The organism is Deinococcus radiopugnans ATCC 19172 (assembly GCF_006335125.1).
GTDB classification, from domain to species: domain Bacteria; phylum Deinococcota; class Deinococci; order Deinococcales; family Deinococcaceae; genus Deinococcus; species Deinococcus radiopugnans.
Genome location: NZ_VDMO01000011.1, coordinates 1 through 26,436, shown reverse-complemented (window position 1 = coordinate 26,436; position 26,436 = coordinate 1). Strand labels below are relative to the sequence as shown.

23 protein-coding genes and 1 pseudogene are annotated in these 26,436 nt (G+C 66.8%); 13 read left to right on the top strand and 11 right to left on the bottom strand.

The features are described 5' to 3' along the window. Positions 1-59 precede the first annotated feature (59 nt). Positions 60-812, bottom strand: a complete 753-nt coding sequence (locus tag FHR04_RS11320; RefSeq protein ID WP_139403408.1) for a fumarylacetoacetate hydrolase family protein — start codon at positions 810-812, stop codon at positions 60-62. Positions 813-849: 37 nt separating this feature from the next. After that, positions 850-1,545: a Crp/Fnr family transcriptional regulator gene (locus FHR04_RS11315; RefSeq protein WP_139403406.1), complete on the bottom strand. Its 696-nt coding sequence runs from the start codon at positions 1,543-1,545 to the stop codon at positions 850-852. Between the two features lie 104 nt (positions 1,546-1,649). On the opposite strand from FHR04_RS11315, the gene FHR04_RS11310 reads away from it, so the two are divergent. Then, positions 1,650-2,342 (top strand): ABC transporter ATP-binding protein, encoded by a 693-nt coding sequence (locus FHR04_RS11310; protein ID WP_139403570.1) that lies wholly within the window; start codon positions 1,650-1,652, stop codon positions 2,340-2,342. A 101-nt stretch (positions 2,343-2,443) separates the two neighbouring features. Here FHR04_RS11310 and FHR04_RS11305 read toward each other — a convergent pair whose 3' ends face one another. Beyond that, positions 2,444-3,529, bottom strand: a complete 1,086-nt coding sequence (locus FHR04_RS11305; RefSeq protein WP_139403404.1) for an NADH:flavin oxidoreductase/NADH oxidase — start codon at positions 3,527-3,529, stop codon at positions 2,444-2,446. Between the two features lie 78 nt (positions 3,530-3,607). On the opposite strand from FHR04_RS11305, the gene FHR04_RS11300 reads away from it, so the two are divergent. Beyond that, a complete protein-coding gene (locus FHR04_RS11300; protein ID WP_139403402.1) occupies positions 3,608-4,009 on the top strand; it encodes a GNAT family N-acetyltransferase in 402 nt (133 codons plus the stop codon). A gap of 140 nt (positions 4,010-4,149) precedes the next feature. Here the strand turns inward: FHR04_RS11300 and FHR04_RS11295 are convergent, their stop codons facing one another. From FHR04_RS11295 to FHR04_RS11275, 5 genes are all read right to left on the bottom strand, one after another. Then, entirely contained in the window at positions 4,150-4,869 is a 720-nt protein-coding gene (locus FHR04_RS11295; protein ID WP_139403400.1) for a hypothetical protein, read from the bottom strand. Positions 4,870-4,879: 10 nt separating this feature from the next. Beyond that, positions 4,880-5,587, bottom strand: a complete 708-nt coding sequence (locus FHR04_RS11290; protein ID WP_139403398.1) for a hypothetical protein — start codon at positions 5,585-5,587, stop codon at positions 4,880-4,882. Then, positions 5,587-6,372 (bottom strand): ABC transporter permease, encoded by a 786-nt coding sequence (locus FHR04_RS11285; RefSeq protein ID WP_139403396.1) that lies wholly within the window; start codon positions 6,370-6,372, stop codon positions 5,587-5,589. Before FHR04_RS11285 ends, FHR04_RS11290 begins: the two co-directional genes overlap by 1 nt. 103 nt (positions 6,373-6,475) lie before the next feature. Continuing rightward, on the bottom strand, positions 6,476-7,276 hold the full coding sequence (locus FHR04_RS11280; protein ID WP_139403394.1) for an ABC transporter permease: 801 nt from the start codon (positions 7,274-7,276) through the stop codon (positions 6,476-6,478). Continuing rightward, a complete protein-coding gene (locus FHR04_RS11275) occupies positions 7,273-8,304 on the bottom strand; it encodes an ABC transporter ATP-binding protein (RefSeq protein WP_139403392.1) in 1,032 nt (343 codons plus the stop codon). Before FHR04_RS11275 ends, FHR04_RS11280 begins: the two co-directional genes overlap by 4 nt. 146 nt (positions 8,305-8,450) lie before the next feature. Here FHR04_RS11275 and clpS point away from each other — a divergent pair, with 146 nt between their 5' ends. The 5 genes from clpS (at position 8,451) to FHR04_RS11250 (ending at position 14,862) form a co-directional block, all read left to right on the top strand. After that, positions 8,451-8,780, top strand: coding sequence for an ATP-dependent Clp protease adapter ClpS (clpS, locus tag FHR04_RS11270; protein WP_039683138.1), 330 nt, complete (start codon positions 8,451-8,453; stop codon positions 8,778-8,780). Positions 8,781-8,862: 82 nt separating this feature from the next. Further along, complete coding sequence (locus tag FHR04_RS11265; RefSeq protein ID WP_139403390.1) at positions 8,863-11,079, top strand: AAA family ATPase; 2,217 nt, start codon at positions 8,863-8,865, stop codon at positions 11,077-11,079. 226 nt (positions 11,080-11,305) lie between these two features. After that, complete coding sequence (locus FHR04_RS11260) at positions 11,306-11,836, top strand: hypothetical protein (RefSeq protein ID WP_039683134.1); 531 nt, start codon at positions 11,306-11,308, stop codon at positions 11,834-11,836. A gap of 131 nt (positions 11,837-11,967) precedes the next feature. Then, on the top strand, positions 11,968-13,101 hold the full coding sequence (locus FHR04_RS11255; RefSeq protein ID WP_139403389.1) for an LCP family protein: 1,134 nt from the start codon (positions 11,968-11,970) through the stop codon (positions 13,099-13,101). 138 nt (positions 13,102-13,239) lie between these two features. Then, positions 13,240-14,862 carry an alpha-amylase family glycosyl hydrolase gene (locus FHR04_RS11250; RefSeq protein ID WP_139403387.1) on the top strand — a complete coding sequence of 541 codons (1,623 nt, stop codon included), beginning with the start codon at positions 13,240-13,242 and terminating at the stop codon, positions 14,860-14,862. A gap of 78 nt (positions 14,863-14,940) precedes the next feature. Here the strand turns inward: FHR04_RS11250 and FHR04_RS11245 are convergent, their stop codons facing one another. Further along, on the bottom strand, positions 14,941-15,693 hold the full coding sequence (locus FHR04_RS11245) for a serine/threonine-protein kinase (RefSeq protein WP_139403385.1): 753 nt from the start codon (positions 15,691-15,693) through the stop codon (positions 14,941-14,943). Positions 15,694-15,830: 137 nt separating this feature from the next. Here FHR04_RS11245 and FHR04_RS11240 point away from each other — a divergent pair, with 137 nt between their 5' ends. The 6 genes and pseudogenes from FHR04_RS11240 (at position 15,831) to FHR04_RS11215 (ending at position 24,775) form a co-directional block, all read left to right on the top strand. Then, positions 15,831-16,634 carry a patatin-like phospholipase family protein gene (locus FHR04_RS11240; RefSeq protein WP_139403383.1) on the top strand — a complete coding sequence of 268 codons (804 nt, stop codon included), beginning with the start codon at positions 15,831-15,833 and terminating at the stop codon, positions 16,632-16,634. Between the two features lie 69 nt (positions 16,635-16,703). Then, the gene (gene lepB / locus FHR04_RS11235; RefSeq protein ID WP_170213931.1) at positions 16,704-17,483 is read left to right on the top strand and encodes a signal peptidase I; all 780 of its coding nucleotides are present in this window, start codon (positions 16,704-16,706) and stop codon (positions 17,481-17,483) included. A 575-nt stretch (positions 17,484-18,058) separates the two neighbouring features. Then, positions 18,059-21,844: a methionine synthase gene (metH, locus tag FHR04_RS11230; RefSeq protein WP_139403379.1), complete on the top strand. Its 3,786-nt coding sequence runs from the start codon at positions 18,059-18,061 to the stop codon at positions 21,842-21,844. Further along, on the top strand, positions 21,841-22,581 hold the full coding sequence (locus FHR04_RS11225; RefSeq protein WP_139403377.1) for a methylenetetrahydrofolate reductase: 741 nt from the start codon (positions 21,841-21,843) through the stop codon (positions 22,579-22,581). Before metH ends, FHR04_RS11225 begins: the two co-directional genes overlap by 4 nt. A 173-nt stretch (positions 22,582-22,754) precedes the next feature. Further along, positions 22,755-24,263 (top strand): annotated as a pseudogene (locus tag FHR04_RS11220) (catalase); the annotation flags it as partial. Between the two features lie 71 nt (positions 24,264-24,334). Further along, positions 24,335-24,775, top strand: a complete 441-nt coding sequence (locus tag FHR04_RS11215) for a Fur family transcriptional regulator (protein ID WP_139403374.1) — start codon at positions 24,335-24,337, stop codon at positions 24,773-24,775. An 89-nt stretch (positions 24,776-24,864) separates the two neighbouring features. On the opposite strand, the gene FHR04_RS11210 is transcribed toward FHR04_RS11215, so the two are convergent. Together FHR04_RS11210 and FHR04_RS11205 are read right to left on the bottom strand one after the other, a co-directional pair. Further along, positions 24,865-26,157: a DUF4139 domain-containing protein gene (locus FHR04_RS11210; RefSeq protein WP_139403372.1), complete on the bottom strand. Its 1,293-nt coding sequence runs from the start codon at positions 26,155-26,157 to the stop codon at positions 24,865-24,867. Positions 26,158-26,263: 106 nt separating this feature from the next. After that, positions 26,264-26,436, bottom strand: a 173-nt coding sequence (locus tag FHR04_RS11205; protein WP_338084764.1) for an oligopeptide/dipeptide ABC transporter ATP-binding protein, incomplete at its 5' end; no start/stop codon positions are given.

Sequence of the window (26,436 nt, the reverse complement as noted above, 5' to 3'; positions counted from 1 at the left end):
ATCGGTCAAGTCTGGCATGTTCGGCGCGGCCAGCGGCAAAGGATTGGCTCACCCTGCGCTCACCCGATGCGCGTGACCAGCACCCCAATACCCTCCACATCGACTTCCACCGTGTCCCCCGCCTTGACGGGGCCGACACCCTCGGGCGTGCCGGTCAGCACCACGTCGCCCGGCTCCAGGGTCACGAAACGGGTCACGTAGGCCAGAATGGCGGGCACATCGAAAATCATCAGGCTGGTGCGGCTGTCCTGTTTCGTCTCCCCGTTCACGCGGGTTTGCACGCGCACGTCCGAGGGATCAAAGTCCGTCTCCAGCCACGGCCCCAGCGGGCAGAAGCGGTCAGCGGCCTTGGCCCGGAACCACTGCAGGTCTGTTTTCTGGCGGTCACGGGCGGTCAGGTCCAGCCCGCAGGTGTAGCCCGCGACGGCGGCCAGGGCATTCTCCGGCGTCAGGTGCCGCGCCCGCGTGCCGATCACCAGCGCCAGTTCGCCCTCGAAGTGAAAGTTGTCGCTCCACTCGGGGGCATCCACCGTGCCGCCCGGCTCGGCCAGCGCGTTGGGGCCTTTTAAGAAGATGCCCGGTTCGGTGGGCAGGTCCCCCTTGTCGTTGCCCAGCTCGCGGATATGATCCAGGTAATTGCGGCCCACGCAGACGATCTTGCTGGGCTCGGCGGGCGGCAACAGGGCGGCCTCGTCGAGAGGGGCCGAGTCGCCGGTACGCGGGCCGCCCATGCCCCGCGTGAACTGCACCGCTTCTCCATCTACCTCGCCCCAGTGGGCCTCGCCGTTCCACATCATTCTGACCAGTCGCATGCGGGCAGGATAGCGCCTGACGTGGACTGTTCCGGGGTCAGTCCAGCGCGTTGAGTTCGTCGAGGATGACCTCCTCGATGCCCTGCGGGTCCAGCAGGGTGATGTTGTGGGCCGTCATCGTCAGAAAATGCTGGCGTTCGAGCTTGCGCAGCACGCGCACCACCGTCTCGCGGCTGGCCGAGACGCGCAGCATGATGTCAGTGATGCTCAGCGGCAGCGTGGCGGGGTCCGGCACGCCCGCCGCCACGCGCTGGCGGTACTGGCCGCTGAAGACATGGCTCAGGGCCGCCTCGGTGTTCAGGCCAAAGGCGATCAGCTCGTCGTTCAGGGCGGTGACGCGGGCCACCAGCATCGCGCTGAGGTTCCACAACACCTGTGGGTGGCGCACCAGCAACTGCTTGAAATGGCTGCGGTACAGCATCAGGGTGGTCACGTCGGTCAGGGCGACCACCGTGGCGCTGCGCTCACCGCCGCCCAGCACCGCCGTTTCGCCGATCACGCCAGGAGCGTACACGTCGCCCATCACGCGCCCGTGGCTGCCCGGCCCCACCCGGCTGACGCGCACCGCGCCCGACACCAGCAGGTGCAGCGCCTCGCCCGCCGTCTGCTGTTCCAGAACCACGTCGCCCACGCCGAACTGCCGCCGGGTGACCACACGAGCCGCCTCGCGCAGCGCGTCCTCGGGCACGTTGAGGAACAGCGGATTTTGTTTCAGCTCGGACACACGGTGCATCGGATACAGAATAGCGCGGGAAGGTGCGACAAGACCGGAAAGTGGATTTCATTACAAGAAACGGCGAAGGGTCTCCCCCGCTGGGCGCAGACGCGCAGGGTAAGATGCGCCGCGTGACGCCTGCCTCTCCCCCCGCCCTGGAAGCCCTGGACCTGCGCCACAGCTTTGGCGCCCTGACGGTCCTGCACGGCGTATCCCTGCAGGTCCAGCCGGGCGAGGTGGTGGCGGTCACCGGGCCGTCGGGCAGCGGCAAAAGCACGCTGCTGCACCTGCTGGGCGGCCTGGACGTGCCGGACGCGGGCGAGGTGTGGTGGGCCGGAGAGCGGGCCGACACGCTGGACACCCAGGCGCGGGCGGTGCGGCGGGCCGGGCGGGTGGGGCTGGTCTTTCAGCACCATTACCTGCTGGAAGACCTGAGCGTGCTGGACAACGTGCTGATCCCCATGCGGCTGGCCGGACAGCGGGACCCGGCACGCGCCCACGCCCTGCTGGCCCGCGTGGGCCTGGCTGGACGCGAGGCCGCCTTTCCAGGTGTCCTGAGCGGCGGCGAGCGGCAGCGGGTGGCCGTGGCCCGCGCCCTCGCCTCGGGGCCGGCGGTGGTGCTGGCCGACGAACCCACCGGCAGCCTGGACCGCGCCAATGCCACCACCGTCGCGGCGCTGCTGGTGGCGCTGGCCCGCGAGGAAGGGGCGGGGGTGCTGCTGGTCACGCACGATGACCGGCTGGCCGGGTACGCGGACCGCGTGCTGCACCTGCTGGACGGACGCTTTACCGACGAGCTGCCGGTCTACGGCTGAACAGGCCCACGGGCCTCGACTTGAACCGCAAGCCTGAACAACGGAGAACGGTTCTTCAGCTTAAAAAGCGAGCACACGCTGATCGGAACAGAGCGGCAGGTTTAGTCCAGCCGGTTGCCCCGCTGGTATTGCGCGGCCACATCCGGTGTCACGCCCAGCTGCTGCGCGGCGTGCCAGGCCCAGTGCGGATCGCCCAGGAACGGGCGGCCCAGCGCGATCAGGTCCGCCTGACCCTTTTGCAAGATGTCCTCGGCCTGCTGCGGGCTCTCGATCATGCCCACCGCCATGACGTCCAGATCGCGTACGGCGTCCTTGACCGCGGTGGCGAACGGCACCTGATAGCCGGGGGCGGGGGTGATCTGCTGCTCGGTGGTCAGGCCGCCACTGCTGACGTCCAGCACATCCACGCCCTCGCGCTCCAGCAGGCCCGCAAGCCTGACCGTTTGCTCCAGATCCCAGCCGCTCCCGGCCCAATCGGTGGCGCTCACCCGCACGAACAGCGGCTTGTGCATGGGCCAGCCGCCGCGCACGGCCCGCACCACGTCCATGAGAAAGCGGGTACGGTTCTCGAAGGAGCCGCCGTAGTCGTCGGTGCGCGAGTTCGACAGCGGCGACATGAACTGGTGCAGCAGGTAGCCGTGGGCGGCATGAATCTCGACGACGTCGAAGCCGGCAATCTCCGCCCGCTGGGCAGCCGCCACGAAATCCTGCGTGACGCGCCCGATGTCGTCGGCGGTCATGGCGTTGGGGGTGTGAAAGACCGGCGCGAACGCCTGCGTATCCGGCCCGATCACGCCCCATCCGCCGTACTCGTGCGCCACCGCGCCCTTGCCACGCCATGGGGCGTAGGTGCTGGCCTTGCGCCCGGCATGCGCCAGCTGAATGCCGACTCGCCCGCCCTGCGCGTGGATGAAGTCGGTAATGCGCCCCAGCGGGATGATCTGCTCGTCGGCCCACAGGCCCAGATCCTCGGGGCTGATGCGCCCCTCGGGCGAGACGGCGGCGGCCTCGGTGAAGATCAGGCCCGGCGCGGCCAGCGCGAACTGGCCCAGATGGACGAGGTGAAAATCGTTGGCCAGCCCGTTGTGGGCGCTGTACATGCACATCGGCGACACGACGATCCGGTTGGGCAGGGTCAGCCCCTGAAGTTTGAGCGGTTGGAACAGTTTGGGCGTGGTGTCGGGCATGCGGCCAATGTAGGGCGGCGACGTGAAGTGCGCCAGATGGCCGATGCTTAGGCTTGGATCATGCTTCAGGCTGGGAGGATGCAGCTTCAAACCAACCTGGAAGGGATTACGCCCGCTGCCCTGAACGGCTTTTTCGAGGGCTGGCCCAACCCGCCGACACCGCAGACATTGCACCGGATTCTCGCTGGCTCCTACCGGATGGCGCTGGCGGTAGACGACGGCCAGGTGATCGGCTTCGTCCACGCCATCAGCGACGGCGTGCTGTGCGCGTACATTCCGCTGCTGGAGGTTTGGGCCGGGTGGCGCGGCCAGGGCATCGCGTCACGTTTGATGGAGAGCCTGTTCGTCCAACTGGACGGCCTGTACATGATCGACACCGCCTGCGACGACGAACTGGTGCCGTTCTACGAACGCTTCGGCATGATGCGCGGCAACGCGATGGTTCGCCGGGATTACGCGCGGCAGCGTGGGCAGGGCTGAGGCTTATACGGATTCCGTCTGTTTCGTTAACAAACCGGGACAGCAGCGGTTTGTCAACTTCACGCCCGGAACCCGTTCTGCTCCTTCTCGCGTCCGCTCGGATTTCCATCGTTTTACAAACGATTCCATCGGAGGTCTGATTATTTCAGATCGAGTTTGCTCAGATCGAAGCCGTTCGCTTTCGCCGACGCCAGGGCCAGCTGTGCGCGTTTCTTGCGGCTGGCCGGATCGTCGTTGAACAGGCCGTCCTGCGCCAGCGCGTCGTGGTCATAGGACAGGCTGAACATCCAGTCCAGACGCTCCTCGGCGGACATGACGTTAATCTTCGAGAACTGGGCGGGCTGAAGCATGGAGCGCTGCAACTGTTCTCGCAGGGCGTCCAGCTTGGTTGGATCAGGACTCGTGCCCGACACCTGTTTCCACATCCCACCTAGATAGGTGGCCACCAGTTCCGGCAGGCCCGGACTGCGCTTGTCGAAGGCATTGAAAACCCACAGGCCGTTCGCCAGATCGTTGTCCTTCAGGAAAGCGACAAAGGCTTGCTTCTCCTGCGCGGATTTGCCTTTCATGGCCTGATCGGCCAGCCTTTGACGGAACAGGCCCAGGCGTCCCTCACTGAACCTCACGGCCAGCCGCGGATCGGGGGTGTAGGCGGACGGGGCGCTCTTGCCCGACTTGCCAGACAGTTCCAGGGTGCCCTGCAAAATGGAACTGCTCAGCGCCGTCTGCCCGAAGCCCACGCCCAGATCGAACGTCGCGGACGGTGAATACTGGGCCAGCGCCAGACCAGCGCCCAGCAACAGGGCCAGAGACAGCGCGCGGGGGCGAACGCCCCGCCGGACGGCAAGTCGGTTCGTCATGCGGCACAGTCTACCCGCCCCGCCGGGCCTGCCAGCCCTCCCAGTCCTGCTGGGCCTGCGCCCGCGCCGCGTTCCAGAAGGCCCTTTCCAGTTCGATCAGGTCAGCTTTCACGCCGGAGGGCTGGCGGTAATCCGTGGCTTCCAGCCGCGCCAGCAGAGAGGGAAACTCAGGCTGGCTGAAAGCCGCGTCCAGCGCCTCATGTTCGGGCGCGAGGGCGGCGGCCCTGACCAGTTCGCCGTACCGCCGGCCCAGACCCTGCAAATCCGCCACATTCGCCGCATAGACCCATGGGCCATGCTCGCCCAGCAGCGCCACCAGTCCAGACCACTGCGAATCCATCACAGCGCTCACAACTTCTTTTGGAGGCGTGCGCGAATCCAGCCACGGACGCGCGGCCAGCAAGTCGGGGGCCAGCCACCGCTCGCCCGCGAATTCGCGGCCCACCCGCTGGGCGTCGGCGGGCGAGAACACGTCACGCAGGTCAGTCAGGTGGGACAGACGGGCGCGGGCGTCGGGCGTAAGGCCGATGCCTCGGGGCCTGGGTTGTCCGAGCGCGGCCCAGGCGACGCGGCGCAGGGCCTCGGTGTCCAGAACGATGTCCTGGGCCTGCAAGGAGGCGTCCAGCGCGGCAAGGCTGGACAGGTCTGCCCCCTGCCGCAGTTCAAAGCCCTCTGGCAACAGCGCAGCCCTGAGCCGTTCCAGCCTCTCCCCCACCATCAGCTGCTGGCGCTGGTGTAGCTGCCCACCGCCCGCAGCCAGAACAGGCGGGTCACGGCGAACAGCCCGGCGGCCACCAGCGGCGAGGCCATCGCCAGCGCGGGCGACAGCCGCCCGGTCATGGCCTGCGCGGGTACGGTGGTGATCAGGGCAATCGGGACGATAAAGGTCAGCGCGAAACGCACGGGCAGCGGAAAGGCCGTGACCGGAAAGCGCCCCGCGCCGAAGATGCCGTTGAACAGTTCGGCCACGTTCTGCGTCTTGACGAACCAGAACGCCGTGGTGGACAGCGCCAGCCAGATGCAGTACACGATGGTCAGCGCCGAGGCGTACAGCACGGCGGCAATCAGCACCCCGCCCAGTGTGGTGGTCAGCGCCGAGGCCGCGTACACGATCAGGCCCAGGCCAATCAGAATGTCGGGCACGCGCAGCACGTTCAGGTAACGCGTGCTGACGCTGAACTGCGCGTCCACCGGCTTGAGCAGCGTGAAATCCATGCTGCCGGTGCGGATGGCGTCGGCAATGCGGCTCATGCTGGGCTGGATAAACACGGCGATAAACCCCTCGGTCAGGATGAAAAAGCCCGTGACCAGCAGCGCCTCACGGAACGTCCAGCCGCCCACCGTGTCGCTGCCCTGCCCGAACAGCACGCCAATCGCCAGCAGCGCCACGCCCACCTGTCCCAGACTGCTCAGGACGGCGCCGATGAAATTGGCCCGGTACTCCAGCTGCGCCGAGATGGTGGCCCCGGTGAAGATGCGGATCAAGCGCAGGTAACGGGTCATTTGCGCCTCTGGCTCGGGGTGTACGCGGGATGCGGTGCGCGGTGCGCGGGAAAAGACCAGGCGTTGACCGCGTCCTGCGTCCTGCGAACCGCGTCCCCAGCCCTCACGCCCCCACCGCCCCGTACTTCTTCAGGCCCAGACGCCAGATCGCCAGCCGCACGAACCAGAACAAGACCACCCAGCCGAACAGGATCAGGGCGCCGTGGCCCGCCTGCGCCAGCGTGGCCTTGCCCGCCAGCAGTTGCGCCGGCAGGCCCAGCATGTAGGGAAACGGCGTCCAGACCGCGATGTTCTGCACCCACTGCGGGTAGAAGGTCAGCGGGGCGAACAGGCCGCCCAGCGCGGCGTACAGCAGCCACGCCACCTCGGAAAAGGCGGTGCTGCTTTCCGTCCAGAACGCCAGCAGGCCCAGCGCGTACTCGTACAGGAAGCGGACGGTGAAGCCCAGAATGCACAGGCCCAGCGTGACGGGATAGGCCCACCACTCGCGAGTAAACGACGCGCCCGACAGGAAGGCGAAGATCGCCAGCAGCACCAGCATCGGCCCGATGCGGACGAAGCGCTCGGCAACGTGGGCGGCGTACTCCACCCACATGGGATCCATCGGCCGCAGCAGCTTGGGCGACAGCGTGCCCTGCCGGATCATGAAATCCAGTTCCCAGCCCACCCACACCACCAGCAGCTGCCCCACCAGCCACACGCTCAGGAAGTAGGTGGCGAACTCGGAGCCGTCGTAGCCGTTGATCTGGCCGCCGGGAGCGGACGCCGCCTGCGCCATCCACACCAGCATCATCACCAGCGAGATGGTGCCCGACAGCATCCAGATGATGACCTCGGCGCGGTATTCGGCCATTTCCGCAAAGCGGGTGGCAAAGAGGACGCGGGTTTTGCGGAGCATGCTCATCGGCTGACCACCGCCTCCTTGACGTCCACTTTCTCCGCCGCCCCGAACAGTTCCGCCATCACCGCCTCGATGGGCGGGTCTTCCACGGTCAGATCCGCCACGTCCAGATCGGCCAGCAGTCTGGAGGCCCGCACGCTGACCTCGGCGCGGGGCACGGTCATCTCCACGCTCAGGCCGTCCACCTTCACGTCACCTCCGTAGGGGGCGAGTTGTGCGGCGCTGACGGCCTCGCGCAGCTTGAGCTTCACGGTCTTGCCGCCACCCTTGCCCTGCTCGGCCAGCCGGGCCAGATCGCCGTCGAAGACCAGCTGGCCGCTGTCGATCACCAGAATGCGCTGGGCCAGCGCCGTCACGTCGGCCATGTAGTGGCTGGTCAGGATCACGGTGGCCCCGTAACGCTCGTTGTAGTCGCGGATAAAAGCGCGCACCGACTCCTGCATGTTCACGTCCAGGCCAATCGTCGGCTCGTCCAGAAACAGCACGCGGGGGCGGTGCAGCAGGGCGGCGGCCAGTTCGCACTTCATGCGCTCGCCCAGGCTCAGCTTGCGAACCTGCTTCTTGAGGATGCCGTCCAGCGACAGCACCTCGGTGAACTCGCGCATGGTGGCGCGGTACTGATCGTCGGGAATCTCGTAGATGGCCTGATTGACCAGAAAGCTGTCCAGCGCGGGCAAATCCCAGATCAACTGCTGTTTCTGGCCCATCACCAATGTGATCTGCTTGAGAAACGCCGTCTCGCGTTTGCGCGGCTCGAAGCCGGCGATCCGCGCCTCGCCGCCGGACGGATGCAGCAGCCCCGAGAGCATCTTGAGGGTGGTGGTCTTGCCCGCCCCGTTCGGCCCCAGAAAACCTACTACCTCACCCGGCGCGAGATCGAAGGACACCCCCTTGACGGCCTCCACATACTTGGTTTTGCGGCTCACGAAGCTGCGGAGGCTGCCCATGAAGCCCGGCTCCTTCTCGTGGACGGCGTACTGTTTTTTCAGGTCACGGACGTGAACGGAGGCGTCCGGCAAGGTTGGGGTCATAAGTCCGTCCAGAATACGCCGGAAACGGATTTTCTGGGGCCAGTAGGCGAAATGGCGTAACGGCCCCGCGTGAAGGGCGTGCCCGGGTGGGGGCCACCGTAACCTCTGCCCCGCCGCCTGAGCGCCGCGCCCGCTACACTCGCCGCATGACGCGCCGTGACGGTGGCCGTGACGAACAAGGCCGCACCCAGACCCTCGAACGCACCACGACTCAGCGCCCCAGGCTGTACCGGGTGCTGCTGCTCAACGACGATTACACGCCGATGGATTTTGTGGTGATGGTGCTGTCCCGGTACTTCCGCAAAGCCGAGCAGGAGGCCGAGACCATCATGCTGGCGGTGCATCACAAGGGCCAGGGCGTCGCCGGGGTCTACACCCGCGACGTGGCCGAGACCAAGGTGGCCCAGGTGACTGCCCACGCCCGTCAGGAGGGCCATCCGCTGCGCGTGGTGGCCGAGCCGGAGGCAGCAGAATGAAAACTGACCACCAGAGGTGTAAGGGCACCCCCCTTAGACCTTCAGGCCTTTTGACCCTTAGACCGGCCCGCCAGGGGCGCAAATGATCGGCGATCACCTGCAAGTGACCATCGCCCGCGCCGCCGACTACGCGCGGGAAGCCGGGCATGAATACGTGACCCTGGAGCATCTGCTGCTGGCGCTGACGCATGACCCCGAGGGCCGTGAGGCGCTGCTGGCCGTGGGCGCGGATGTCGAGCGCCTGCGCGACGAGCTGGAGATGCAACTGGATGGGCTGGAAGTCGTGGAGGACGCCGAGCCGGACTTCACGCTGGGCGTTCACCGCGTCGTGCAGGGCGCGGTGCTGCAACTGCACGCCAGCGGCAAGGGGGGCGAGGACGCCGACGGGGCGCGCGTGCTGGTGGAACTGCTGGAGGAGGCCGACTCCCCGGCCCGCGCCGCGCTGGAAGCCCAGGGCGTGACCCGGCTGGACATGCTGGCCTACGTCTCCCACGGCACGGCGAAGGTGGAGGGCCGCAGCCGCGAGCGCCGCGTGGCGGGCATCGAGGAAGGTGCGCCGCAAGCCGAGGCTGAGCAAGACCCGCTGGAGGCCTACACGCAAGACCTGACCGCCGCCGCCAGAGCCGGGGACTTTGACCCGGTGATCGGGCGCGACGCCGAATTGACGCGTGCGGTGCACATCCTGGCGCGGCGCGGCAAGAACAACCCCGTGCTGGTGGGCGAGCCGGGGGTGGGCAAGACGGCGCTGGCCGAGGGGCTGGCGCAGCGCGTGGCGGACGGAAAAGCCCCCGGATTCCTGAAAGGCGCATCGGTCTATGCGCTGGACTTGGGCGCGTTGCTGGCGGGAACACGCTACCGGGGCGATTTCGAGCAACGATTGAAAGCGGTGCTGGCCGCCCTGGACGGCATAAACAGCGTGCTCTTTATCGACGAGCTGCACACGCTGGTGGGGGCCGGGGCCACGGAAGGCGGCAACGTGGACGCCGCCAACCTCCTGAAACCCGCGCTGGCACGCGGCAAACTGCGCGTGATGGGGGCCACCACCCCCGCCGAGCTGCGCCACCTGGAAAAAGACCGGGCGCTGTGGCGGCGCTTCCAGACCGTGGAGGTGGCCGAACCGTCCGATGCGGATGCGCTGGAAATTCTGCGCGGCCTGGCCCCCAGGTACGCCACGCACCACGGCGTGACGTACACCCCCGACGCGCTGGACGCCGCCGTGCGCCTGAGCGTGCGCCACCTGCGAGACCGCTTCCTGCCCGACAAGGCCATCGACGTGATCGATGAGGCTGGGGCGGCCCGCAGCAGCGCTGGAACAGGCGGCCAGATCGACGTGGCCGACATCGAGGCCACGGTGGCCCGTATGGCCCGCGTCCCTGTGGGCGCAGTGAAGGCGGAGGAGGTTCAGTCCCTCGCCACGCTGGAAACGGATCTGATGGGTCGGGTCTACGGGCAGGACGCGGCGGTGGAAGCCGTCGCCAGCGCCGTCAAACTGGCCCGCGCGGGCCTGCGCGACGCGCAGAAACCGCAGGGGGCGTTCCTGTTCGCCGGGCCGACGGGCGTGGGCAAGACCGAGCTGGCCCGCGCGCTGGCAGATCGCCTGGGCATCCACCTCGCCCGCTTCGACATGTCCGAGTACCAGGAGGCGCACACGGTGGCGCGGCTGATCGGCGCCCCACCCGGCTACGTGGGTTTCGATCAGGGTGGCCTGCTGACCGACGCGGTGGCGAAGAACCCGCACGCGGTCTTGCTCTTGGACGAGATCGAGAAGGCGCACCCGGACGTGTACAACGTCTTCCTGCAACTGATGGATCACGGCACCCTGACCGATCACGCGGGCAAGAAGCTGGACGGGCGCGGCCTGATTCTGGTGTTCACCACCAACGCCGGGGCCGCCGACGCCAGCCGTCCGGCTCTGGGCTTCGGGCGCGAGGGCCGCGCGGGCGAGGAAGCCGAGGCGGTCAAGCGCACCTTCACGCCGGAATTCCGCAACCGGTTGGACGCCGTGATCTATTTCCGCCCGCTGTCGCGCGAGGTCATGGCCGGCATCGTGGACAAGTTCCTGCGTGAGCTGGAAGCGCAACTGGCCGAGCGGGGCGTGACGATCAGCGTATCGCCGGAAGCCCGCGCCCGGCTGGCCGAACTGGGCTATGACCCGCAGATGGGCGCCCGCCCGCTGGCCCGCGTGATCGAGGAGCGGCTGGGGCGCCCGCTGGCCGACGAACTGCTGTTCGGGGCGTTGAAGGAAGGCGGGGCGATCACCGTCGATTTCTCGCAGGGCGCGTTCACCTTCAGCACATGAGGCAGGACCCGGCAACGGTTTCCGAGGTCACATGACACGCGGCGCGAAACCAACCAGTTTCGCCTGAACGACGGCGATTCTCGTTGCCCTCCTCCTCCACCGCAAACGTCTGGGCCTAACCTCTGAAATCACAAGCCGGCCAAGTCTTAATGGTCTGCGGGTCATGGTAAAGGTTAGCTACAGCCCTTTTCATATGAGAAAGAGACTTGCCAAGGACAATCAAGGCATGAAAAATATCCTGCTGATTCTGCTGACCGGTTCTCTGCTGGCTGCCTGCACGCCCAAAAGCGAAACGACGACCACCACCACGACCACCACGGACGCGACGGTGCCGGATACCACTGCGGACACCACTCTGCCGGACACCACTGTTGATACGACCGACACCAACGAGGCGGGCGTCGACAATCCCATCGCCGAAGGCGAGGGCGCGACGGACAATGCCGCTGACCCGGGTGTGGACAGCACCCTGACCAACGACGACGCCGCCACAGCGGGTGAGGAAGTCGATATGGCCGTGGGTGACGGCCTGGAAGGGACCGTGGCCGACTTTGACGGCACCGCCCAGACCTTTACGCTGAACGAGAACGACGCCAACTACGCCGTGACGGTCACGCCCGATACGGTCTTCGAGGGCAACGCCACCACCGCCGAGGAATTCTTCGGCACCGACCGTGACGCCGCCGACGTGGCGGTTGAAGGTGAGATTGACGAAGCCGCCAGCACGCTGACCGCCAATAAGATCACCCTGAACTGATCCAGATCGGAAAAGAGAGCCAGGCCCGCAAAGGTCTGGCTCCCTTCTTCATTGGCCCAGTGGCTGTGAAGGCCGCCATTTCATCCAAAAGACGCACGCTGTCCTCACGCCCCAGCCGCTATGCTCAGGGCGTGCGGCGGCGTGTGATCGGTCTGGTGGTTCTGGCGGGTGTGGTGGCAGTGGCGGCTCCTGCTTTTCCTTTTCTGGCGCGGTACGGAACGCTGCCCCACAAGCCTGACGGCCCGGTCACGGTGCTGCTGGCGGGCGTGACCCCCAGATACGACGAGCAGGCCCCGGTGTGGCCCTGGCCGGCCCGCCCCGAGGATTACAGCGGGCTGACCGACACCATCGTGCTGGCGCAGTTGCGGCCCGACGGTACCACCAACATGCTGAGCATTCCGCGCGACACCTGGGTCAATGTGCCGCAGTACGGCTGGGGCAAGATCAACGGCTCAAACCCGCACGGCGGCCCCGAAACCCTGATGGGCGCGGTTCAGAGCCTGACCGGCGTCCGGGTGGATGCCTACGCCCTGCTGTCGCTGAACGCCATGCGCGCCATGACGCAGGCGGCTGGCGGCGTAACGCTGGACGTGGCCCAGGACATGAAGTACGACGATAACGCCGGCAAACTGCATATCGACCTCAAGGCGGGGCGACAGCACCTGACGGGCGAGGAAGCCGAGGGGTACCTGCGCTTCCGCAAGGACAATCTGGGCGACATCGGCCGGGTGGCGCGGCAGCAGAACTTTCTGGGCGCACTGTTGAACAAGGTGAAAAGCCCGCTGAACTGGTGGCGCCTGCCCGGCATGGTGGGGGCGGTGGACCGCAACATGAAAAGCAACCTCAGCCGCGAGCAGGTGGCTGGCCTTCTGGGGGCGGCCCTGAGCGGGCCTAAAGTTGCCATGCACACGGTTCCCGGCAACTTCGGCGGGGGGGGCACCTGGGTGCCGGACCGGGCCGCGCTGTCGCAGCTTGTAGATCAAAACTTCACCGACCCCAATGATCCGCGCCGCCTGAGCATCGCCGTGGTCAACACCGCCGCCCCCGCCGGCAGCGCCCGCCGCCTGAAAGACCGCCTAGAGAGCCTGGGCTACCTGCAGGTCAGCGTCTCCAACGGCACCCAGGGCAGCGCCGTGACCACCGTCACCGGACCGCAGGCAGAGCGCATCCTGCGCGACGTAGGCCACGGTCAGGTGGTGCAGGCTCCCGGCGTGCCCGGCGCGGACGTGACCGTGCGGCTGGGCAGCGACACGCCTGCGGACTGACCGACAGGAAGCGGAACGGTCTGCGGGCGGGTGTTCTGTCCGTCCGTCTGACATCGCAGAATAAAGGCCATCGCCAAGGTTAGAGTCAAGCGCTCTGAATCGTTTAAGTCACTGGGAATTTCCTGCTAGCCTGTTGGCATGAGCGATCGAGAGTCAGGCCAGGGCCACGCGGCAGCGGAACATCTGAAATGGTGGCAGAGCGGCATCATCTACCAGATCTACCCGCGTTCATTTCAGGACAGTGACGGTGACGGTGTGGGCGACCTGCGCGGCGTCACGGCGCGGCTGCCGTACCTGAAAAGCCTGGGGGTAGAGGCCGCGTGGCTCTCGCCCATCTTTACCTCACCCATGCGCGACTTCGGCTACGACGTGGCCGACTACTGCGACATCGATCCGCTGTTCGGTACGCTGGCCGACTTCGACGCGCTGGTCGAAGAGGCGCACGGTCTGGGCCTGAAGGTGATGCTGGACTACGTGCCCAACCACACGTCCTCGGACCATGCGTGGTTTCAGGAGGCGCTGACGGGCCGGGACAGCGACAAGCGTGACTGGTACGTGTGGCGCGACCCGGCGCCGGACGGCGGGGTGCCCAACAACTGGAAATCCTTTTTTGGCGGCCCCGCCTGGACCCTGGATGAGCAGAGCGGCCAGTACTACCTGCACCAGTTTCTGCCCAGCCAGCCGGACCTGAACTGGCGCAACCCGGCGGTGCGGGAGGCCATGTTCGACGTGCTGCGCTTCTGGATGCGCCGGGGCGTGGACGGCTTCCGGGTGGACGTGATCTGGCTGCTGGCCGAGGACGAGCGCTTTCTGGACGAACCGGTCAACCCCGAGTGGACCCCCGGCGACATCGAGCACAACAGCGTGCAGCACATCTACACCCAGGACCAGCCGGAGACGCACCAGTACATTCGCGAAATGCGCGCCGTGCTGGACGAATTCGACGACCGCATGATGGTGGGCGAGATCTACCTGCCGGTGGACCAGCTGCTGCCCTACGCCGGAACCCCCGACGCGGCGATGGTGCACCTGCCGTTCAACTTTCACCTGATCCTGCGGCCCTGGCAGGCGGGGGCGGTGCGCGAATTTGCCGACGACTACGACGCCGCGTGCCGCAAGCTGCAGACCTGGCCCAACTGGGTGCTGGGCAACCACGACCAGCACCGCTTCAAGTCGCGGGTGGGGGCGGCGCAGTTCCGCGTGGCCCAGACCCTGCTGCTGACCCTGCGCGGCACGCCCACGGTGTACTACGGCGACGAGATCGGCATGGAAAACGTTCACATTCCACCCGAGCGCATGGTGGACCCGGCGGGCCTGCAACAGCCCGACTCCCCGGCCGCAAGCCGCGATCCGGAACGCACCCCGATGCAGTGGGACGCCTCGGCCAACGCTGGTTTCGCGCCTGCGGAGGCCACGCCCTGGCTGCCCCTGGCCGACGACTTCCAGACGGTGAATGTCCAGGCGCAGGAGGCGGACCCGCACAGCGACCTGAACTACTTCCGCGCCCTGACCCGGCTGCGGCGCGAGCATCCCGCGCTGGTGGGAGGCGACTACCACAGCCTGGACAGCGGCCACGACGACGTGTTCGCCTTCCGCCGCACCCTGGAGGGCGAGACGGTGACCATCCTGCTGAACTTCGGCGCGCACGAGCGGGCTCTCGGAGAACTGGCGGCCGGTCAGCCCTTGCTCAGCTCGCTGGATGACCAGCCCGGCAGCGGCGCGGTCCTGCGTCCCAACGAGGCGCGCATCGTGCTGGGCTAGGAGCCGCAGAACTGGGGCCGCCTGGCAGTGGCAGTGCACCACTGTGGACGGCCTCTCGCTGTTGGCTGCCCCGCCTCCTCAGAATCTGGGCTGGGACAGCTTCAGGATCCTCTCGCGGACCCAGGCCGCGTCAGTGGGCCGCTGCTGGCGGTCCTGACGGGTCAGGGTCAGGTATAGCGAACACAGCGGGTCCGGATGGTACGGCGCGGGGCTGGTGGGGTCCGGCAGCAGGCCGAAGATCCCCCAGCCCAGCAACATTCCCACCCCGTACAGGTCCGCTTCCGGCCCCAGCGGTTCGCCGCGCGCCGCTTCCGGACTCTGGAAGGCCGCCGTGCCAAAACGGGTGGGCACCGGGAACACCTCCAGCGCCGGGCCAGACAGGTCCAGATCGACCAGCTTGGCGCTGCCGTCCGGTTCCACCACGATGTTTTCCGGTTTGATGTCGCGGTGGACCAGCCCGCACGAATGCAGGTACGCCAGGGCGTCCAGCAGATGCGCCAGCGTCAGCAGGAAGGCGCGGCGCTCGCTGTGCAGCGCGGGCCGCCGCACGTAGCGTGCGAACAGCACCTCGCCGCGGGCCAGGGTGCTGATCAGTACCGGGCGGCCCTCCAGCGTGTCGCGGCCCAGCACCGACGCCAGCCGGGGATGCTCCAGGCCGCTGGCATGCTCGAATTCACGGTCGGCAAAGTCGAGCATGTCAGCGTGGAATACCTTGACGGCACAGGGCTGCCCGCACGCATCCACCGCGAAGTACACCAGACTGTGGGAACCCCGGCCAATGGGTCTGATCAACCGCACGCCGGCGCCCACCACCTGTCCCGCAAGAGCCATTGCCCACACAGTAGCGCAACGCTGTCTATCAGACTGAATCAACCGACATAGACCTCCGCAGGCCAGCCCAGGAATGGGCCGTGCCCGCCGCAGGGCTACAATCGCGCCATGAACCGCGGCGGACACGGAAGGCGGCCATGAGCGGCTACGGGCTGGTGCTGGGCGGCGGCGGCGCCCGCGGGTTGGCGCACATCGGCGTGTGGCAGGTGCTGGAGGACGCGGGCCTGCACCCCAGCGTGGTGACCGGCACCAGCATGGGCGGGCTGGTGGGGGCGTTTATCGCGGCGGGCTACAGCGGGGCGGAACTGGAGCGCATCTCGGGCACCGTGTCGTGGCGGCGGCTGCTGGACTGGCGGCCCGGCACCGGCCTGCTGAAGATCTCGGCCATGGAAGGCTGGCTGGCCCAGCACCTGCCCCAGACTTTCGAGGAACTGCCCACACCGCTGGCGATCACCGCCACCGACATGCTGACCGGCCGGGGCGTGTACCTGACGCGCGGCAGCCTATCCGAAGCTTTGCGGGCCACCAGCGCGTATCCCGGCGCCCTGGATCCCGTGCCGGTGCGCGACATGCTGCTTTCGGACGGCGGCATTCTAAACCAGGTGCCGGTGGACGCCGCGCTGTTTCTGGGCGTCCGGAAGGTGCTGGCGGTGGACGTCACCGCCCCCGATCCGCTGGAACTGCACGAGCGCCGCGTCCTGATCTGGAAGCGCGAGGCCCACCTGGGGCCGGTGCGGGCGCTGCGGCGCGCCGTGGAGATCATGCAGGCGCAGCTGACCGACGCCCGCCTGAGCCTGTACCGGCCCGACGTGCTGCTGCGCCCGAATCTGGGCAACATCGACCTGATGAATTTCAACCGCACCGATCAGGCCATTGCGGCGGGCCGGGAGGCGGCGCTGGCGGAACTGCCGCGTCTCAAAGCGCTGCTGGGCGAGGGCTGAGGAAGGGACGCGGGACGGTTTGACCCTTTAACCCTCCGCCAACCCTTAATCCGCTATCCTGCGCGGTGCATGACCAGACTTCAGTCCGCCGCACCCACCACCCTTCAGAAGGTGTGGAAGGATTTTCTAGAACCCATTGTCTTTGCGGTGGTGATCACCCAGTTCGTGGCGACGCTGGTGGGCGTGGACGGCGTGAGCATGATGCCCAACCTGCGTGACCGCGAGCGCGTGTTCGTGCCCAAGTACGAGACGTGGCTGCACAAGGCGGGCGTGGGCGACTTCAGCCGGGGCGACATCGTAATCTTCAAGCCCCCGCGTGAAGCCGCAGCCAAGATCGGCAACCTGAACAAGAACTTCTTTGGCCTGTGGAACTACCGCCCCTTTCTGATCAAGCGCGTGATCGGCCTGCCGGGTGACAAGATCCGGGTGGAAGGCGGTGAGGTCTTCGTGAACGACGTGAAGCTGGATTCAGGCTGGACGACCGACTACTGGCGTCAGCAGGGCTGCTGGGACAACCAGAGCGAACTGGCGAACAACGCCACCTCCAGCCGTGCGGGCGTGGTGCCCGATCAGGCCGAGGTCACCGTGCCGCCCGCGCACTACTTCGTGATGGGCGACAACCGCACTGCCAACGGTTCGGAGGATTCACGGCTGTTCGGCCCAGTCGAGCGGCGCGACGTGGCCGGACGCGCCGCTGCTGTGGTCTGGCCGATCATGCGCAAGACCAACGCCAGCTACGACTGCGCCACCGAACGTGTGGGCGAGTTGAGCGGCGAGAACAAGCTGAACTGGCGCGTGCTGAACCGCCCCGAGGCCTTCGATACCTTGAAGAGCGAGTTGGCGAAGTAAGCCCCAACTTCTGATCTACGCGGTTCGCAGCCCTCGCTGATGGCGCCGGGGCTGGAACGTCCAGTCCTGGCGCATGTCGGAGGCGCCAATCAATCCCAGAAGGCCATTGCCAAAGCGCTCAGTCTCCTTCTCGCCCAGGCGTTGGATGAGGGAGGCCCCTTTGTCGTCCATCGTTACGGTTCATGGTTCGACCAGCGGGACAGGGGCGGAGTCTTTGTCGTCCGATTCGATGGGCACCCTGCGGCCAAACGGGGCGGCCAAACAGAAGGCCACTATTCTCCCCAGATAAACCTGTCCACCCCACCCCCCTTTCGTCCCCGCCCCGCCGCGCTATCCTCTGCCCTATCGCGCCTCCAAAGCGCGGTCATCCAGAGCGTCCGAGGGTTTTTTCTGCCCGCCGACGACGCGGCAACCGACCCCCATAGCGGTCACGGTGCCTTTCAGAAAAGCCTCCTGCTGGGGTGCGCCGACGATGGCGCGGGCAGGACGCGATGGCCGGAAGTGGGCGCCGCACGGCACAGGGCGCAAAGACGTGTTCAGGCCGCACCTGCGGTCTGGTTTTCAAGAGGTGGACAATGGACAGGGACATTCGCGCTGCGGCGCGTGAACGCATCCTGGTGCTGGACGGCGCGTGGGGCACCATGCTCCAGCGGGCCAACTTAAACGAGGCGGATTTCAGGTTTGACGGGGCCGATCCGCTGCGGATGTACCGGGGCAATTTCGACCTGCTGCAACTCACGCGCCCGGACGTGATTCAGGACATCCACCGCGCGTATTTCGAGGCGGGCGCGGACATCGCCAGCACGAACACCTTCAACAGCACCACCATTTCCCAGGCGGATTACGGCACCGAAACGCTGGCCCGCGCCATGAACGAAGCCGGGGCACGGCTGGCCCGCGAGGTGGCCGACGAGTTCGAGTCGAGGGACGGCAAACCACGCTGGGTGGCCGGGGCCATCGGGCCGACCAACCGCACCGCCACCCTCTCGCCGGACGTGGAACGGCCAGAGTTCCGCAACGTCACGTTTGATGATCTGGTGGCCGCCTATGCCGCCGCCGCCGAGGGCCTGATGGCGGGCGGGGCCGATCTGCTGCTGCTGGAAACGGTGTTCGACACGCTGAACGCCAAGGCCGCACTCTTCGCCTGCGAGGAGGCGTTCGCTCGAACGGGCAAGACGCTTCCCGTGATGCTCTCCGGCACCATCACCGACGCTTCCGGGCGCACGCTGAGCGGGCAGACGCCGGAAGCCTTCGCCATCAGCACGGCGCACGCCAACCTCTTCAGCCTGGGACTGAACTGTGCGCTGGGCGCGGATCTGCTACGCCCTCACCTGCGGGCGATTGCGGCGAACACCGACACGCTGGTGTCCGTCCACCCCAACGCGGGCCTGCCCAATGCTTTCGGCGAGTACGACGAGACCCCCGAACACACCGCCGCCGTGCTGGCCGACTTCGCCCGCGAGGGGCTGGTCAACATCGTGGGCGGCTGCTGCGGCACCACCCCCGAACACATCCGCGCCATTGCGGACGCGGTGGCCGGGCTTTCCCCGCGCACCGCGCACCGCGCACCGCCTTTCCTGCGCCTGAGCGGCCTCGAAGCCCTGACCGTCACGCCGGAGCTGAACTTCGTCAACGTGGGCGAGCGCACCAACGTCACTGGCAGCCCGCGCTTCAACAAGGCGATTCTGGCCGGGGATTTTGAGACGGGCCTCAAGATCGCCCGGCAGCAGGTGGAGAACGGCGCGCAGATCGTGGACATCAATTTCGACGAGGGCATGCTGGACGGCGAGGCCGCGATGGTCAAGTTCCTGAACCTGCTGGCCGGGGAGCCGGATATTTCCCGCGTGCCGCTGATGCTGGACAGCAGCAAGTGGGAGATTCTGGAAGCGGGCCTCAAGCGGGTGCAGGGCAAGTGCGTCGTCAACTCCATCTCGCTCAAGGACGGCGAGGCCAGGTTTCTGGAGCGGGCGCGGCTGCTGCGGCGCTACGGGGCCGCCGCCGTGGTGATGGCCTTCGACGAGCAGGGACAGGCCGACAACCTGGAACGCCGCAAGGAAATCACCTCCCGCGCCTACAAACTGCTGACTGAGGAAGTGGAGTTTCCGCCGCAGGACATCATCTTCGATCCCAACGTGCTGACGGTGGCGACGGGCCTGGAGGAGCATGACCGCTACGCGCTGGAGTTCATCGAGGCGACGCGCTGGATCAAGGCCAACCTGCCGGGGGCGCTGGTGTCGGGCGGCATCAGCAATGTCTCGTTTTCCTTTCGGGGCAACAACCACGTGCGCGAGGCGATGCACTCGGTGTTCCTGTATCACGCCATTCGCGCCGGGCTGGACATGGGCATCGTGAACGCGGGGATGCTGGCGGTGTACGAGGATATCGAACCCGAGCTGCGCGAGGCGGTGGAGGACGTGATCCTGGCCCGCACGCCCGCTTCCGGCGAACTCAGCGCCACCGAGAATCTGCTGGCGCTGGCCGAGAGCTACAAGGGCGTCAAGCGCGAGGCCGCCGCCCAGAGCGAGTGGCGCGAGCGCCCGGTGGATGAACGCCTCAAGCACGCGCTGATCTCGGGCATCACCGACTTCGTGGTGGAGGACGCCGAGGAGGCGTACCGCGAGCTGGGTTCGCCGCTGAAGGTCATCGAGGGGCCGCTGATGGACGGCATGAACGTGGTGGGCGATCTGTTCGGGGCCGGGAAAATGTTCCTGCCGCAGGTGGTCAAGTCCGCCCGCGTGATGAAACGCGCCGTGGCCCACCTGACGCCCTATATGGAGGCCGAGAAGCAGGAAGCTGGGGGCAAGGGCAAGGTGCTGCTGGCAACCGTCAAGGGCGACGTCCACGACATCGGCAAGAACATCGTGGGTGTGGTGCTGGCCTGCAACGGCTATCAGGTGACAGACCTGGGCGTGATGGTGCCCACCGAGAAAATTCTGGACGAGGCCGAGCGCATCGGCGCGGACGTGATCGGCCTGAGCGGGCTGATCACCCCCAGCCTGGACGAGATGGTGGGCGTGGCCCGCGAGATGACCCGCCGGGGCGGCAAGCTGCCGCTGCTGATCGGCGGGGCCACCACCAGCCGGGCGCACACGGCGGTCAAGATTGACCCCGCCTACGACGGTCTGGTGGTACATGTGCTGGACGCCAGCCGCGCCGTGACCACCACCGCCGACATCCTGGCCGATCCGGCAGGGGTGCAGGAGCGCATTCGGGTGGAATACGACGCCCTGCGCGAACGCCACGGCAAGCGCGAGGTGCGCCTGATTTCCATCGATACGGCTCGCGAACGGGCGCCGCGCGTCTCCCCCGCCCTGCCGCCCGCGCCGCGCGAACTGGGCCGCCAAATCATTGAGCAGCCGCTGACGGGTCTGCTGGACTACATCGACTGGACGCCGTTTTTCATCGCCTGGGAGATGAAGGGCATCTACCCCAACATCCTGACCGATCCGCTGCGCGGCGAGCAGGCCCGCACGCTGTTCGCCGACGCCCAGGCCCTGCTGCGCCGCGTGATCGACGAGGGGCTGCTGACCGCCAGAGGCGTGATCGGCCTGTGGCCCGCCGAGCGTCGCGGGGACGACATCGTTGTTGATGGTGAAAGGTTGAGGGTTGATGGAAAAAGCTTTTCCCCGTCAACCGTCAACCAGCAACCAGCAACGTCCACCATCCTTCACACCCTGCGCCAGCAGCGCGATCAGGCCACGCCGAACGGCGCGCTGGCCGACTTCATCGCGTACCGGGGCGATCACATCGGGGCCTTCGCCGTCGCCATCCACGGCGCGGAAGAACTGGCCCGCGCCTTCGAGGCGGACCACGACGACTACAACGCCATTCTGATCAAGGCGCTGGCCGACCGTTTGGCCGAAGCCTTCGCCGAGAAGCTGCACCGCGACGTGCGGGTGCGGCACTGGGGCTACGCGCCGGATGAAACGCTGGACAACAATGACCTCATCCGCGAACGCTACGACGGCATCCGTCCCGCGCCCGGCTACCCGTCCCAGCCGGATCACACCGAGAAACGCACCCTCTTTGCACTGCTGAACGCGGGCGAAATTGGCCTGGAACTCACCGAATCCTGCGCCATGACCCCTGCCGCCGCCGTCTCGGGCCTGTACTTTGCCCACCCGGAAGCGCGGTATCTGGCTGTGGGCCGCATCGGACGCGATCAGGTGGAGGAGTACGCCGCCAGAAAGGGCTGGAGCGTGGAAGAAGCCGAGCGCTGGCTGGGGCCTCTGCTGGCGTATGACCCGGCGGCGCAGGCCATCCAGGGGGCAAGGGTCGAAGGGGCTGAAGAAAAGAGCGCCCAGGCCCTTAGACCCTTAGACCCTCAGACCCCTAGACCCGCCGCAGGCGGCGGCGCATGACCCGCGTCTCCATCGAACTCGTCCCTCGCTCGCGTTCCGGCCTCAGGGCCGAGCTGGCCGCAGTGGCCGAACACCTGCCCGGCGCGGACACCATCAACATTCCCGACTTTCCGCGCTTTTCCACGCGCTCGTGGCACGGTTGCGCCTTTGCCCGCCCGCACCACCGGGCCATTCCGCACATCCGGGCGGTGGACCTGAATCCGCGCGAGCCGCTGCCGATGGCCGCGCATCTGGACCAGCACGGCATTGACGAGGTGATCGTGATCACCGGGGACGCGCCGGGCGACATGAACGCCCGGGTCTACAACGTGGATGCCGAGGCCGCCATCCGCCGCATTCGCCGGGAGCTGCCACACCTGAAGGTCTACGCCGGTTTAGATCCCTATCGTCAGTCCCTCTCACGTGAGCAGAGCTACCTGGAGCGCAAGCTGGAGGCGGGGGCGTGCGGCTTCTTCACCCAGCCGTTCTTCGACCTGCGCCTGATGGACGCCTACGCCGACCTGCTGCCCGAAGGAGTGGAGGTCTGGTGGGGGGCCACCTCGGTCACCTCCGAAGGCTCGGAAGGGTACTGGCGCACCCGCAACCACGCGGTGTTTCCCCGGCGGTTCGAGGCCACGCTGGAGTGGAACCGCCGCTTTGCCTGCGAGCTGCTGACGTTCGCCCGCGAGCGCGGCCAGCACGCGTATTTCATGCCCATCAAGGCGGATGTGGTGGAGTACCTGGGCGGCATTGTTTAGAGGCATTCACCATTTGTGGTGGACATCTTAATTCATAATCATTATGATTACGGAGACTGGGCCAGATTTCTGTGCCCGGCTCTTCCCTATTCCGGTGGGGCGTGTTCGCCGAGTGCGCCAACTGCCAAGGAGTCTTTATGATCGAGCCGAAAGACAGCAAGCAGCAGGATGGCAGCGGCCAGACCCTAACCACCCGCCAGGGCCATCCCGTCAGCAACAATCAGAACCAGCGCACCGTGGGCACGCGCGGCCCGGCCACGCTGGAGAACTACCAGTTCCTGGAAAAGATCAGCCACTTTGACCGCGAGCGCATTCCCGAGCGCGTGGTGCATGCGCGCGGTGCTGGCGCACACGGTGTGTTCAAGGCCTACGGCCGGGTGGGCGACGAGAGCATCAGCAAGTACACCCGCGCCAAGCTGTTCCAGACCGAGGGCAAGGAAACCCCGGTGTTTCTGCGCTTCTCCACCGTGATCCACTCGGGCCACTCGCCCGAAACGCTGCGTGACCCGCGCGGCTTCGCCGTCAAGTTCTACACCGAAGACGGCAACTGGGATCTGGTGGGCAACAATCTCAAGGTGTTCTTCATCCGCGACGCGATCAAGTTCCCGGACGTGATCCACTCGCTGAAGCCCGATCCCGTCACCAACCGTCAGGACGGCGGGCGCATCTTCGACTTCATGAGCAACACGCCCGAGGCGATGCACATGCTGACGTGGCTGTTCTCGCCGTGGGGCATTCCCGCCAACTACCGCCAGATGCAGGGCAGCGGCGTCAACACCTACAAGTGGGTCAACGACAAGGGCGAGGGCACGCTGGTCAAGTACCACTTCGAGCCGATGCAGGGCGTCAAGAACCTGACCCAGCCGGAGGCCGAGGCGATCCAGGCCAAGAACTTCAACCACGCCACCCAGGACCTGTACGACGCCATCGAGCGCGGCGACTTCCCCCAGTGGGAGATGCGCGTCCAGCTGATGGAAGACGGTGAGCATCCCGAACTGGACTTCGATCCGCTGGACGACACCAAGATCTGGCCCGAGGACCAGTTCCCCATGCTGCCGGTGGGCATGCTGACCCTGAACCGCAACCCCGAGAACTACTTCGCGGAGGTGGAGCAGGCCGCCTTCGGCACCGGCGTGCTGGTGGACGGCATGGACTTCAGCGACGACAAAATGCTGATCGGCCGCACCTTCTCGTACTCCGACACCCAGCGCTACCGCGTCGGCCCCAACTACCTGCAGCTGCCGATCAACTCGCCGCGCGCCGCCGTGGCCACCAACCAGCGCGACGGCCAGATGGCCTACCACGTGGACACGGTGCCGGGGCAGAACCCGCACGTCAACTACGAGCCGTCCAGCATGAACGGTCCCAAGGAAGCCCCCCGCGACCTGCCCGAGCACAGCCCGCACGTCGAGGGCCGCCTGCAGCGCGCCAGCATCGAGCGCACCAACGACTTCAAGCAGGCGGGCGAGCGCTACCGCGCCCACGACGACCGCGAGCGCGATGACCTGATCAACAACCTCGTGGCGAACATCTCGGCGGCCATCCCCGAGGTGCAGGCCCGCATGGTGGAACTGTTCACCCAGTGCGATCCCGACTACGGCCGCCGCGTGGACGAGGGCCTGAAGGCCGCGCGTCAGTCGACGGAAAAGCAAAACGCCCAGCGTGAGACCCAGTCGGTCTGAAACCGGGCGATGCCGGAAGAGTGGCGTAAGACTGCCCACGCCAGGATTTCTGGTGATGACCGTGGTGCGCCGTGACCCTCTCTGAACTGCAGCGGCATCTGGAACGGCGGGGCCTGCGAACCACCCAGCCCCGCCTGCGGCTGCTGCAGTTCTTCGTCGAGACCGACGGGCACTTCACCCCGGAGGAAATCGCTGAGCGCTTCCGGCTGGCCGGGGAGCCCATTCCCATTGCCACGCTGTATCAGAACCTGCGCGTGTTCAGCGAGCATGGGCTGGTGGGCGAGGTGATCGGCAGCGGCGGTGAGGTGCGCTACGACACCAACCTCACCCCCCACTCTCACCTGCGCTGCAACGGCTGCGGCACCCTGCTCGACGTCGCGCTGGCCCTGCCGGATCTGCAACCCCAGGGCCAGGGTCACGACTGGCAGATCACCGGAGCCAGGGTGGAGTTGCAGGGCATCTGCCCGGCATGTCAGGCCACAGCCGCTCGCGGACCTGAGCCAACCCTGTAAACACGGTCCTGTGACCAGATCCACAACACCGCCGCCAGAGCGCCATTGCTCCGGCGGCGATGCTGTTGCTGCTGACTTTTGCCAGCCGCCTACGAGTTGTCCACCACCACCGTGAAGCTCCGGCTGATCTTACCCTCGGCAGGCACGTCCACCTTCAGGCTGGCAATGCCGCCGTTCTTGGTGGGCGCGGCGCTGTCGATGATGACGACCCGCCCGCCGACCCGCTCGGTGATCTCGGCGCGGACGCTGCGGGCCTTGCTGCTCTCGAAAGCGTAGGTCACCTTGTAGGTGGTCTTGACCACGTTGCCCTTGCTGTCCTTGCTCTGGCTGACGGTCTGCACCGTGCGGGTGTACTCCACGTCGGGATCGTCGCCCAGACTGAACTCCACCGTGCCGCCCTCGCGGGTCTCGTCGATGCGGGTCTGACCCACCAGACGGCCCTCCTCGCGCACGGTGATCGGCCCAGCAGGCAGGCGGGCGTCAGCCTTGAAGCGGTAGGACCGGTCCAGGGTGCCGCTCTGGGTGGCGACGTTGAAATAGGTGTTCAGGCCCACGTAACGCTCGAAACTGCTCAGCTTGGGGGTCAGGAACGGCAGGGTCACCACACTGTTGGCGGGCAACGTGAACGGTGTGGTCAGCGCGTAGCGGTACAGTCCACGCAACTCCGAACCGCTGCCGATCTTGGGAGCCGTCACCGGGGCCGGCGCGGCCCGCATCACCATGTCCGCCGCCTCGTAACTGGCCTGAGCCTGGGGATTGGCCTGCACGCTCACGTCGCCGGAATACAGCTCGGTGTCCTTCACGTCGTAGGGCAACTCGGTGGTGTTGCGAATGTCGGCCAGAGCGGAGAGCTGTGCGCCGGCTGGGCTGGCCTTCAGGGTGTATCGCGGCGACCAGCCCACGCTGCGGGTCAAGTAGACCAGTGTGCCGCTGCCGGCTTTGGGCAGGCTGTAGGTCAGTGTCTGCGAGGGACTCAGGGGATTGGTGGGGGGCGGCGTGTCGAAACGCAACTGCTCGTAGCGCACGTTGAAGTACCGCCCCGCCGCGTCCTTGACCAGCAGGTCTCGGGCGCGCACCAGGGTGACCGGTTCAGTCTTCTCACCGTCCGCCGTGGTCTGGACCAGGAACACCGTCTTGCCCTCCAGACCGCTGAGCCAGTTGGTCTCCAGCTTCTGCACGGCGCTGTCAAAAGCCAGCCCTTCCAGGTCCAGCGAGCCGGCCAGCACGTTTTCCCAGGCCTGTTGCGGCAGCGAGACGTTCAGGGCAGTTCCCGTGCTGGTCACGGGCTGCCGCACCTCGGCGAACGACGGGTAGATGCGCAGATCGGTGGCATTCGCCGTTCCCAGAGCCAGGGCAGCGGCCAGCAGCAGTGTCGGTTTCATACGCGCATAGTTGCCGATGCCACTTTATGAGATGTGAGAAGGTCCGTCAGACGGGAATTAGAAAAGTCCGCTCCGTGACAGGAGCGGACTTTGACGGGCGAGCGGTTTAGAGAATATCGTCGCGGATGCAGGCCTTGAAGTGCTGTGGGGCAATCTCGCGCAGTTCGGGCACCACCTTGGCGCAGTCGTCGATGGCATACCGGCAGCGCGTGCGGAACACGCAGCCCGACGGCGGGTTGATCGGGCTGGGAATGTCCCCTTCCAGAATGATGCGCTGGC